Genomic DNA, 11,537 nt, shown 5'->3' on the forward strand with positions numbered 1-11,537 from the left:
GAAGCGGCGGAGCTTGCCGTTGTCCACCAACTTCTCACCGATGCCCGGGTAGCGGCTGTCCAGGTCCTTGACGAGCGCTCCGAGGGTGTCGCCGGAGCCCTCGACGACCTTGGCGTCGTTGGTCAGGTTGCGGAGGATGGTGGGGATACGGACCTCGATGGCCATGAAGGTGTCTCCGTTAGCGGTCGTTGTTGTGCGTTCATTCCCAACAGGGGTCCGGCCGCTCCCATTCCGACCGGCCGCCCCGCTGGTACGGGCCCTGCGGGTCTACTGGTCCGCGGCGGCGCCGGTGACCTCCACCGGCTCCTCGGTGACCTGACCGTCGACGATCCGGTAGGAGCGGAACTCGACGGTGTCGGGCTCGCGTGTGGACACGAGCACGTAGTGGGCGCCGGGCTCGGATGCGTAGGAGATGTCGGTGCGCGAGGGGTAGGCCTCGGTGGCGGTGTGGGAGTGGTAGATCACGACGGGTTCCTCGTCGTTGTCGTCCATCTCACGCCAGACCTTCAGCTGCTCGAGGGAGTCGAACCGGTAGAAGGTCGGGGACCGCTCGGCGTTGATCATCTCAATGAACCGCTCGGGGCGGTCGGAGCCCTCGGGACCGGCCACGACACCGCACGCCTCGTCCGGGTGGTCACGGCGGGCGTGGGCGACGATCTGGTCGTAGATCGAGCGATCAATCCTCAGCATGCGTCCCAGGGTACCCAAACACTGTTCCCTACCAACCAGATGGGTATTAATGATTCCGGCCACTCCTCGGGCTCACCCGCCGCTGGTGGGGCGGCCTCCGCGCGCCGTCCCGCAAGAACTAGGCTCGTGCGCATGAGCGAGGACAGCAGCAGCGGGCTGCTCACCGACCACTACGAACTGACGATGCTGCAGGGGGCCCTGCGCAGCGGTGCCGCCGGGCGCCGGTCGGTGTTCGAGATGTTCGGACGCCGACTCCCGGAGGGTCGCCGGTACGGGGTCGTGGCCGGGACCGGACGGTTCCTGGACCTGTTGGAACGGTTCCGGTTCGACACGGCCGAACTGGACTTCCTGTCCGACCGGGGTGTCGTGGACGAGCGGACGCTGGAATGGCTGGCCGACTACCGCTTCTCCGGGGACGTGTGGGGCTACGGCGAGGGCGAGGCCTACTTCCCCGGTTCCCCGATCCTCGTCGTGGAGGCGCCCTTCGGCGAGGCCGTCATCCTGGAGACCCTGGCGCTCTCGGTCTTCAACCACGACAGCGCGATCGCCTCCGCCGCCTCCCGCATGGTGGTCGCGGCGGGCGGTCGGCCGCTGATCGAGATGGGCTCGCGCCGTACCCACGAGCGGTCGGCGGTCGCGGCGGCGCGCGCGGCGTACGTGGCCGGGTTCGCCACCTCCTCCAATCTGGAGGCCGGACGCGCCTACGGGGTGCCGACCGGCGGCACCGCCGCGCACGCGTTCACCCTCCTGCACGACAGTGAGCGACACGCCTTCCAGGCCCAGCTGGACTCGATGGGCGCCGAGACCACGCTGCTCGTCGACACCTTCGACGTCGAGCGGGCCGTGCGCACCGCCGTGGAACTGGCCGGACCGAAGCTGGGCGCGGTACGGATCGACTCCGGTGACCTGGCAGCGACCGCCGGGCGGGTGCGCGAGCAGCTGGACTCGCTGGGGGCGACCGAGACCCGGATCGTGGTCACCGGCGACCTGGACGAACACTCCGTCCAAGCGCTGGCCGTGGCGCCGGTCAATGGCTACGGCGTGGGCACCGCGCTGGTCACCGGCTCGGGCGCTCCCACGGTGTCGCTCGTCTACAAGCTCGTGGCCCGGGCCCGCGGCACCGCCCCGGAGGCACCCCTGGAGCCGGTGGCCAAGCGCTCGGTGGGCAAGCCGAGCCGGGGCGGTCGTAAGTGGGCGGTGCGCCGGTTGGACGACCGGGGTACGGCCGTGGGTGAGGAGGTCTACCCGTACGAGCCGTCGGGGGACAGGGGCACACGTCCCCTGCTGCGTCCCCTGGTTCTCGGAGGCGAGGTGGTCGGGCACGAGAGCGTGCACGAGGCGCGGCAGCGGCACCGGGAGACCCTGGCCGAGCTCCCCGAGGAGGCGTTGCGGATGTCGCGCGGCGACGTGGCGCTGGCCACGGTCTTCCACTAGGCGGGGAACCGCGAGGAAGCGAGAGGACTGACGATGAAGGCACTCATCGTGGTGGACGTGCAGAACGACTTCTGCGAGGGTGGCAGCCTGGCCGTGACCGGCGGGGCCGCCACCGCCGCCGCGGTCACCGAGTACGTACGCGCGCACGCCGACGACTACGACTTCGTGGTGGCGACCCGGGACTGGCACATCGATCCGGGCGCGCACTTCTCCGACGAGCCGGACTACGTGCGCAGCTGGCCCAGACACTGCGTCGCGGAGACACCCGGGGCGGACTTCCATCCGGCGTTCGACACCGCCCGGGTGGACGCGGTCTTCAGCAAGGGGCAGTACGCGGACGGCTACAGCGGGTTCGAGGGCACGATCGGCGACGACGGCACGGCCCTGGCCGACTGGCTGCGCGGGCACGGAGTGGACGAGGTGGACGTGGTGGGCATCGCCACCGACCACTGTGTCCGGGCCACGGCCCTGGACGCGGCCCGCGAGGGGCTGCGCGCCCGGGTGCTGCTCGGACTGACCGCCGGTGTCGCGCGCCCGACGGTGGACGAGGCTTTGGACCGGCTGCGCGCGGCCGGTGTGGAGCTCGAGGGCGAGCCGGCGGTCGGCTAGGTGTCGGCCCCGCGAGGGAACCCGCGGGGCCGAACGCGCGTGTCAGGCGGCGCCGATGGCGGTCCGCACCCGGTCGAGCGTGGCGCGGGCGCGCACGCGGGCGCGCTCGGAGCCCTTCCGGAGGATCGCGTCGATCTCCTCCGGGTTGGCCATGAGCTCCTCGTAGCGCTCCCGCTTGGGCCCGATCTCGGCGTTGACCGCCTCGAACAGCTCGTTCTTGAGCTCCCCCCAGCCCATGCCGCCCGCCTGGAGGCGCTTGCGCACGTCGGCGACCGTGTCGTCGGCGGCGAAGTGCTGGAGCAGCTGGAAGGGAACGGAGCCGTCCGGGTCCTTGGGCTCCTCGACCGGCGTGGAGTCGGTGGGGATGCGCCGGATGGCCTTCTTGAGCTTGTTCTCCGGCAGGAACAGCGGGATGTGGTTGTCGTAGGACTTGCTCATCTTGCGGCCGTCGACGCCGGGCAGGATGCTCGCGTCGCTGTCGTCGATGACACCCTTGGGGATGGGGAAGGAGTAGGCGTCGCCGAACCGGTGGTTGAAGTACCCGGCGATGTCGGCGGTGTACTCGATGTGCTGTGTCTGGTCGCGGCCGACGGGCACGTGGGTGCCCTCCATGACGAGGATGTCGGCGGCCATGAGGATGGGGTAGTTGAACAGCCCCATGTTGATCCCGGCGTCCAGGTCGGTCACCCCGGCCGCGACGTTGCGGTCGCGCGCGGCCTTGTAGGCGTGGGCGCGGTTCATCAGGCCCTTGGGGGTCAGGGCGCTGAGAACAGTGGTGAGCTCGAAGGTCTCGGGGACGTGCGACTGCTGGTAGACGATGGTCCGCTCGGGGTCGAGCCCGCATGCGAGCCAGGTGGCAGCGCCCGACCGGATGCTGTGCCGGAGCTCCTCGGCGTCCTTGATGGTGTTGAGCGCGTGGTAGTCCGCGATGAAGTAGTACGTGTCGTACTCGTGGGACGCCGCGAGTGCGGGCTTGATCGCGCCGACGTAGTTGCCCAGGTGGAAGTCACCGGTGGGCTTGATCCCGGTCAGGTAGGTGTTCGCTGCCATGGCCCCAGCCTATCGGCGCGCGTCCGCACACCTGGCTCGGATTCCCGGGGGCCGGTCGCCCGACCAGCGGGACAGCCGTGCCCCGTGCCCTGGGCGGCGCCGATGACGCGCGGGCGGCCCGGTTCCGCGGGGCCCGCCCCGCGGAACCGGGCCGCTCCCGAACCCGTCCGCCGTCAGTCGAGGCTCTCCTCGCCCTCGACCGTGCCGTCGGGTTCCGCGGTGGTCCGCACGTCCCCGGATGACCTCCCCGTCGCGAGGGCCGCCCTCCGGGGGTCGACCTCCTCCTCGTTCGCACCGGAGCGGAAGGCTCTCCAGTGGTCGGCCATGCGCTTGCCCTGACCGCGCGTGAAGTGGGTCATGCAGGCGTCCTCGGAGTAGTTCATGAAGTTCGTGATCGGGTCCTCGCCCGGGTCCCTGCGGCAGGTGTCGCGGCCTCGGGGGCAGCCGGAGGCGGCCTCGCGTTCGTAGGCGGTGTCGTCCACGTAGTCGCCGGGCTCGTCGCAGCCGTTCTGGAAGGTGTGGAAGAGCCCCAGCCAGTGGCCGATCTCGTGGGTGGCGGTGTGCCCGTGGTTGAAGCGGTACCGGTCGCCGCCGGGCAGTGTGTCGTAGGAGATCACCACGCCGTCCCGCTTGGGGTGGGACTTCTGGTCCTGCGGGAAGGTGGAGTACCCGAGCAGGCCACTGTCGAGCTTGGTCGTGTAGAGGTTGAGCGTGTCGGCGCCGCCCCGGTGGAGGCGTTCACGGATCTCGTCGCGCTGCCTGCTGAAGTCGCGGAACCACCCGTCGTTCACCGTGCGGTTGATCTCGCGCAACCGGAAGCGGAAGCCCGTGTCGGCGCCCTCGTCGCCGAAGGCGTACCCGCCGCGGTAGGCCCGGTTGAGCACGTCGATCTGCCGCCGGATCTGCCAGTCGCCGAGGTTCCCGCGCCCGTCGGAGGCGGAGATGACGTGCACCACCACTGGGACGACCCGCGTCGGTTCGGCCTCATGGCCCCGCAGCGGGCGCAGAGCCTCGCGCAACTGCCGCTCGTACTCGGCCGCCTGCCCCCCGGAGACGTCACCGCCCTCGGGCAGGAGGGTGGAACGGCTCGGGTCGGCCAGCCGGGCGTCGATGGCCGGCGTGCACTCGTCGAGCCGGTTCCCCGCCGCCACCGTCGCCGTTTCGGCGCTGTCCGCCCCGGCTCCGGCGGGTTGGTACGCCGTGCCCGCCACGATCCCGGCGAGGGTGACCCCGCACAACACCAGTCCTGACCACAGTGCGGTTGCGCCACCGCCGAGGCTTCGTCCAATCACCAAACGGACTGTAGCTATAAAATCACTCTAAGCTGACAAGACGTGCGTGAGCTTGCAAAGTGTTTGCCCGCACCTGCTACTTCCGGCCGACCGCCCAGGTACGGAGCTTGGCGATGCGCTCACGAATCTGGGCGGGGGAGGCCTGGGCCACGGGCGGGCCGCCGCAGGCCCGGCGCAGCTCGTTGTGGATGATCCCGTGGGGTTTGCCCGTGCGGTGGTGCCAGGCCCCGACCAGCCCGCTCAGTTCACGCCGCAACTCGGCGACGACCTCGTGCGTGGGACCCTCGTCAGGCTCCTTCTCGATCTTCTGCCTGGCCTTGAGCTCACTGGCCTTCAGATCGGCCTTGCGCTTGCGCAGCAGCTGGGAGACCTGGTCGGGCTCCAACAGGCCGGGCAGGCCGAGGAAGTCCTCCTCCTCGGTGGAACCGGGCACACTGCCGTACTCGGCGCCGTCGAAGAGCGCGCGATCGAACTCCGCCGCCGACTCCATCGTCTCGAACGGCAGTTCCTCCCCCGCCTCCGGGGTGTCGCGCTTCTTGTTGGCCTCCTTCATCAGGTCCTGTTCCGGGTACTCCTCGTCCGAGGATTGCCGGTCCAGAACGTGGTCGCGCTCGCGCTCCATCTCCCCCGCGTACTCCAACAGCGTGGGCACCGAGGGCAGGAACACGGAGGCGACCTCGCCGCGCTTGCGCACGCGCACGAAGCGGCCGATGGCCTGGGCGAAGAACAGGGCGGTGCTCGTGGAGGTCGCGTACACGCCCACCATGAGGCGCGGTACGTCCACGCCCTCCGACACCATGCGCACCGCGACCATCCATCGGTCGTCGTTCTCGGAGAAGCGGGAGATCTTCTTGGAGGCCGTGGGGTCGTCGGACAGGACCACGGTGGCGCCCTTGCCGGTGATCTGCCGCAGGATGCGCGAGTAGGCGCGGGCGTTCTCGTGGTCGCTGGCGATGACCAGGCCCCCCGCGTCCGGGTGCGTCTTGCGCACCTCGGTCAGACGGCGGTCCGCGGCCTGCAGCACCTTCTTGATCCAGTCGCCCTTGGGATCGAGGGCCGCGCGCCAGGCCTGGGAGAGCGCGTCCTGGGTGAGCGGCTCGCCCAGCCGCGCGGCGAGTTCGTCGCCCGCGCGGGTGCGCCAGCGCATCTCGCCGGAGTAGGCCATGAAGATGACCGGGCGCACGACCCCGTCCTCCAAGGCGGGGGCGTACCCGTAGCTGTAGTCCCACGAACAGCGGCGCACCCCGTTCCCATCCTGGACGTAGTCCACGAACGGGATGGGGTTGATGTCGGAGCGAAAGGGGGTTCCGGTCAGCGACAGGCGCCGCGCGGCGGGGTCGAAGGCCTCCCTGACCGCGTCTCCCCAGGAGAGCGCGTCACCGGCGTGGTGGACCTCGTCGAAGATGACGAGGGTCTTGCGCGCCTCGGTGCGGTTGCGGTGCAGCATCGGGTGCGCGGCGACCTGCGCGTAGGTGACCGCCGCGCCGATGTACTGGCGGCCCAGCGCGCCCTGACCGTTGCGGAACTCGGGGTCGATGGGGATGGCGAACCGGGCGGCCGACTCGGCCCACTGCTTCTTCAGGTGTTCGGTCGGGCACACGATCGTGATCGAACGGACCGCGTGCCGCCGAAGGAGTTCACTCGCCAGGGTGAGGGCGAAGGTGGTCTTTCCCGCGCCGGGCGTGGCCACGGCCAGGAAGTCGCGTGGTTCCCGGCGGAAGTACTCCTCGAACGCTTCCCGCTGCCAGGCGCGGAGCCCGCGCAGGCGGTCCTGCGTGGTGGTCTGCGTCACCGTCATGCTGTCCGTCCCCCGTTACTCACCTGGTAGAGGTTAGCGGCCCCCGGGGACCGGTCCGGGAGCCGCTCCAGTGGTACCGCGCACACGTGGCCGCGCGCGGCACCGTCACTCAGGCGGCGCGGGAACTCAGGAACTCTCCGACTCGGAGGGCTCCGGGGAACCCGACTCCGAGGGGGACTCCGCGCCGGGCAGCGCGTCCGGGGCGCCGGCCCCCTCGGGAGCGGCGTCCGCTCCCTGCACCTCGACCGCGCCGTCGTTGAACGGCATGTGCGGCGAGAGCTTCGGGAAGGCGAAGAGCCACAGCAGGGCGGCCGCGGCCGCCACCAGGCCCACCGACAGGATCAGCTTGGACGGCCAGGGGCCGGGCAGCACACGCCAGATCAGTCCGTACATCCGCCTCTACTCCTCGTCCTCTTCGGCGTCCGGCGCCATGTGGGCGATCGACTCCGGCATGCCCTCGGACTTGGGGGTGGTCTCGGTGAGCTCGGCCCAGACGATCAGCCGGTGGGTGTTGTTGAGCTTGGGGGCGCACGTGGTGAGCGTGATCAGGGACCGCTCGGGCTCCTCGTCACTGGCGTCGTCGAACGGGTCCGGCTCGATCACCCACACGTCGGTGGGCAGCACCGTCTGCTCCTCGAACACCTCGTAGGTGTAGAAGTTCTCCGCGTCCTCCAGGACCATGACGTCGCCGTCCTCCAGCTGGTCGATGTCCCAGAACAGACCGGGGGTGCGGTGCGCGGCGACGGAGTAGTTCCCGGCCACGCCGGGCTCACTGTCGTACTCGGTGTAGTGGCCGGGGCTGTTGAGGATGTCCTGCGGTGTCGTCCCGTTGACCACGACCCAGTCGAGATCGAGGCTGGGCAGGTACAGGCGGCTGTCCGCGCTGCCGGGCAGCGGTTCGGACTCCGGTCCGGGCTCGGACTCCTCTTCCTCCTGCGCGGCCCAGACCTCCTCCAGCCCCTGCGCCAGCTCCTCCTGCTCACGCTCGGTCTCCCACTGGCCGCCGTAGACCTCGTAGGAGGCGTAGAAGAGCATGAGCAGGCCCGCGGTCAACAGGATCTCGCCGATGGTTCGGACCACGCCGCGGACGATGTCGCCGGGAGTGTGGCGGGGAGTGCGGGGCCTGCGGCGCCTGCCTCCCGAACCTCGACGGCCCCGCCCGCGACGGGGCTCGGGGGCGTCGTGCTTGTGCCGTTCAGTTGTGGAGACCAATAGGACCTACTCCTGTGGACGCTTTCGGGCGCTCCGACACCTACCTGCGGGGAACGACCAGCGGGGCCCCGGTACGCGGATGCGGCAGGACGTCGACTTGGTGCTGGTACACGTCGCTGAGGAGCGACGCGGTGAACACGTCCGCGGGTGTGCCCCGTGCGGCGATCCGTCCTGCGGACAGCACCGCCACACGATGGGCGTAGGCGGCCGCAAGCCCCAAATCGTGCAGGACCACGATAACGGTCCGACCGTCCTCCGCGAGCTCACGCGCCACGGAAAGGACGAGTTCCTGGTGCCGGATGTCGAGCGCGGCGGTCGGCTCGTCGAGCATGAGCAGCTGGGTTCCCTGTGCCAGGACGCGGGCCAGCATGACCCGGGCCCGCTCACCGCCGGAGAGGCTCGGAAAACGGCGTTCGGCCAGGTGGGGGATTCCGGTTCGGGCCATCGCGGCGAAGGTCTGTGCCGCGTCGGTGTCCGCGTCGCACAGTCCCGCCCAGGGGGCCCGGCCCATGGCGACGAGTTCGGCGACGGAGAACGGGAAACTGACCGACGAGTCCTGCGGGAGGACGGCCCGGCGCAGGGCGAGTTCCGGTGGGGTCCAGTCGGCGAGCGGCCGGTCGAACAGGTGGACCGAGCCGGAGTCGGCGGCGCCGGTGTCCCGGGGGCCGACGTCGCCGGACAGCACGCCCAGGAGGGTGGACTTGCCCGCGCCGTTGGGGCCGACGAGGGCCACCAGTTCTCCGGCGCGCACGGTGAGGTCGACACCGTCGAGCAGGGTGCGCCCGCCCCGCCGGACGGTGAGCCCCTCCGCCCGGACCACGGCCGTACCGGGTGGGGCGGGAGCGGGGTGCTGGGGCGGACGGGACAGGGGCGCGACCGTGGCGGCGGTGCGCCGACGGAGTCGGGACCAGGCGCTCACGACCAGCCTCCCTGCTTGGCACGGGTGCGATGCAGCAGAAAGAAGAAGAACGGTCCGCCGAGGGCGGCGGTGACCACGCCGAGGGGGATCTCGGCGGGGGCGGCGGCGGTCCGGGCGAGCAGGTCGGCGGACATCAGGAGCAGGCCGCCGCCGAGCGCGCTGGAGGGCAGCAGGATCCTGTGGCCGGGCCCTGTGACCATGCGGACGATGTGCGGCACGACCAGGCCGATGAACGCCACGATCCCGGCGAAGGCGACGGCGGCCGAGGTGAGCAGGGCCAGTGCGGCGATGACCACCAAGCGCATGCGTTCCACGTCCACCCCGAGGTGGCGGGCGGGCCCCTCTCCGAGGGCGAGGAGGTCGAGGCGGCGCGCGTACAGGGGGATGACCGCCAGCCCGAGGAGGAGGCACGGGGTGATGGCGGCGACCTTGGCCCAGGTCGCGGTGGAGACGCTGCCGAGCTGCCAGAAGGTGATGGTCTGGATCTGCGCGTCCTGGGAGAAGTTGGTCATCAGACCGATCGCCGCGCCCGCGACGGCGTTCACGGCGACACCGGTGAGCAGGAGGGTGACCACCTCGGTCCGCCCGTGGGAGCGCGCGAACACGTACACGAACAGGGTCGTGGCCAGGCCGAAGACGAAGGATGAGGCGATGATCGTCCAGTGGCCGAACACGGTGAGGCCGCTGAAGATGACGAGGATCGCGCCGACGGCGGCGCCGGAGGACACACCGATCACCCCGGGTTCGGCGAGGGGGTTGCCGAAGATCCCCTGCATCATCGCGCCCGCGACGCCCAGCGCGGCGCCCACGGCGACGGCGAGTGTGACGCGGGGTAGGCGGACGTCCCACAGGACGGTCTGTCCGATCCGGTCGGGCGGTGTGCCGAGGTCGAGGCCGATCGCGTGCAGGAGGGAGGCGGCGACCTGGTCGACGGGGACGGGGTAGGCGCCGAGGCCGGCGGACACGAGGGCGACCGCGACGAGGGCGGCGGTGAGGCCGGTCAGCAGCAGGGTGGCGCGCACGCGGTGCCGTACGCGGCGGCCCCCGGGAGCGGGATCGGACGCGGTGGGTTCACCGGCGCCGGTCGGGGTGGTGGGCGCGGTCACTCGCCGGCTCCGCCCGTAACGACGGCGGCCAGCTCCTCGGCCAGTTCGGCGACGACCTGCGGGGTCCGGGGCCCGAAGTTGAGCAGGACACCGTCCTCGAAGTCGATGACGGCGCGGTCGGCCCCGGCGGGGGTCTGGGCGACCCCGGGGATCTCGACGAGCCCGTCGATCCCGCCGACCGACTCCAGGCCTCCCGTCATGACGAGGATCACGTCGGGTTGGGCGGCGATGAGCGCCTCAGCGGTGATGGGGGTGAAGGGTGTGGTCAGTCCCATCTCGACCCCGGCGTCACGGACGCCGATCTCGGCGAGCATGGCGTCGGCACCGGAGCCGGGTCCGCCCAGGAGGTAGACCCCGGCCGTGCCGCGCAGGTAGAGGAAGGCGACGCTCGGGTCCCCGACGGCCTCGCCGGAGGAGACGCCTACCTCGGCCATCTGCTCCCGGGTCCGTTCGGTGAGGCGGGCGCCGCCGTGGGGCACGCCCAGAGCCTCGGCGACCCGGGAGAAGCGCGGGTACATCTCCTCGATCGTCCACGCCTCCTCGACGATGACGACCGGTACCCCCGCGTTCTGGATCTGCTCGATGGTCTCGGGCGGTCCGCTCTGGGTGTCGGCCAGGACGACGGTGGGTTCGAGGGCGAGGGCGGACTCGGCGGAGATGTCGTGCCCCTCACTGATGACGGGCAGGTCTGCGGCCTCGTCGAAGGTGGCGGACACGTCACGGCCGACCACGTTGTCACCGAGGCCGAGGGTGAAGACGATCTCGGCGAGACTCCCGCTCAGGGGCAGGATCCGGCTGACGTCGGTGACCTCGACGTCCTCGTACTCCAGGGGGTCCTCGCTGGTGCGGTAGGGGTCGTGCACGACCGAGGAGACGGTGACGGGCAGCTCGGGGGCGTCGGGGTCGGCGAGGATCTGGAGCCGGTTGTCGGCGAGGTCGGGGATGTCCTCGCCACCGCTTCCGGAGGGGGTCCCGTCCGGGGCCACGCCCGCCGGGGAGCAACCGGCGAGTGCGGCGGCGAGCGCGCAGGCCGCGGCCAGAACGCGGGCGGACACGGGGGCGGCGCGGCGTCGGTGCCGGTGCGCGCGGGAGGGCCGGGTGTCGGCGTGGAGCATGGCGATCGCTTTCGGTCGTCCGGGCCGGGGCGAGGTGGGGGCTGTCGGGTGCGGTTGGCCTGCCCGTTTTTATGACACATCGTCATTATCTTGACAACCCCAGGACTCCGGTGGTCCACTGTTCTCGCTTGAACGCCGACTTAGGTAAGGCTCACTTCAGATAGGTAAGCATAACCTAAGTACACTTCCCCACGTCTCGTGGGTGAACGCCCCACCGAACACCCGCACGAACGCGAAGGCCCCTGATGCGTAGGAGAATCGCCGTCGCCGCGGCGACGGCTGTCATCGCCGCCACGCCCGCCGTGGCGGCGT

At 70.9% G+C, this 11,537-nt stretch carries 11 protein-coding genes and 1 pseudogene; 2 read left to right on the forward strand and 10 right to left on the reverse strand.

What is annotated here, in order from left to right:
• Window positions 1-165 (reverse strand): annotated as a pseudogene (locus D471_RS41930) (molybdopterin synthase sulfur carrier subunit); the annotation flags it as partial.
• Between the two features lie 102 nt (window positions 166-267).
• The gene (locus D471_RS0120250) at window positions 268-690 is read right to left on the reverse strand and encodes a Mov34/MPN/PAD-1 family protein (RefSeq protein WP_017600307.1); all 423 of its coding nucleotides are present in this window, start codon (window positions 688-690) and stop codon (window positions 268-270) included.
• Window positions 691-822: 132 nt separating this feature from the next.
• Here D471_RS0120250 and D471_RS0120255 point away from each other — a divergent pair, with 132 nt between their 5' ends.
• Window positions 823-2,124 (forward strand): nicotinate phosphoribosyltransferase, encoded by a 1,302-nt coding sequence (locus D471_RS0120255; protein WP_017600308.1) that lies wholly within the window; start codon window positions 823-825, stop codon window positions 2,122-2,124.
• A gap of 33 nt (window positions 2,125-2,157) precedes the next feature.
• Window positions 2,158-2,733 (forward strand): isochorismatase family protein, encoded by a 576-nt coding sequence (locus tag D471_RS0120260; protein ID WP_017600309.1) that lies wholly within the window; start codon window positions 2,158-2,160, stop codon window positions 2,731-2,733.
• Window positions 2,734-2,775: 42 nt separating this feature from the next.
• Here D471_RS0120260 and D471_RS0120265 read toward each other — a convergent pair whose 3' ends face one another.
• The 8 genes from D471_RS0120265 to D471_RS35315 form a co-directional block, all read right to left on the reverse strand.
• Complete coding sequence (locus tag D471_RS0120265; protein ID WP_017600310.1) at window positions 2,776-3,783, reverse strand: tryptophan--tRNA ligase; 1,008 nt, start codon at window positions 3,781-3,783, stop codon at window positions 2,776-2,778.
• A 173-nt stretch (window positions 3,784-3,956) separates the two neighbouring features.
• Complete coding sequence (locus tag D471_RS0120270) at window positions 3,957-5,021, reverse strand: zinc metalloprotease (protein ID WP_017600311.1); 1,065 nt, start codon at window positions 5,019-5,021, stop codon at window positions 3,957-3,959.
• A gap of 130 nt (window positions 5,022-5,151) precedes the next feature.
• Window positions 5,152-6,873, reverse strand: coding sequence for a DEAD/DEAH box helicase (locus D471_RS0120275; protein WP_017600312.1), 1,722 nt, complete (start codon window positions 6,871-6,873; stop codon window positions 5,152-5,154).
• 126 nt (window positions 6,874-6,999) lie between these two features.
• Complete coding sequence (locus D471_RS40920; RefSeq protein ID WP_017600313.1) at window positions 7,000-7,266, reverse strand: hypothetical protein; 267 nt, start codon at window positions 7,264-7,266, stop codon at window positions 7,000-7,002.
• A gap of 6 nt (window positions 7,267-7,272) precedes the next feature.
• Window positions 7,273-8,085 (reverse strand): class E sortase, encoded by an 813-nt coding sequence (locus tag D471_RS0120285; protein WP_026127902.1) that lies wholly within the window; start codon window positions 8,083-8,085, stop codon window positions 7,273-7,275.
• A 40-nt stretch (window positions 8,086-8,125) separates the two neighbouring features.
• Entirely contained in the window at window positions 8,126-9,004 is an 879-nt protein-coding gene (locus D471_RS0120290) for a heme ABC transporter ATP-binding protein (RefSeq protein ID WP_017600315.1), read from the reverse strand.
• Window positions 9,001-10,110: a FecCD family ABC transporter permease gene (locus tag D471_RS0120295; protein ID WP_017600316.1), complete on the reverse strand. Its 1,110-nt coding sequence runs from the start codon at window positions 10,108-10,110 to the stop codon at window positions 9,001-9,003. Before D471_RS0120295 ends, D471_RS0120290 begins: the two co-directional genes overlap by 4 nt.
• Entirely contained in the window at window positions 10,107-11,225 is a 1,119-nt protein-coding gene (locus D471_RS35315) for a heme/hemin ABC transporter substrate-binding protein (RefSeq protein ID WP_017600317.1), read from the reverse strand. Before D471_RS35315 ends, D471_RS0120295 begins: the two co-directional genes overlap by 4 nt.
• Window positions 11,226-11,537: the final 312 nt, after the last annotated feature.

The sequence above is a fragment of the Nocardiopsis lucentensis DSM 44048 genome, assembly GCF_000341125.1.
Classification (GTDB): Bacteria; Actinomycetota; Actinomycetes; order Streptosporangiales; family Streptosporangiaceae; genus Nocardiopsis; species Nocardiopsis lucentensis.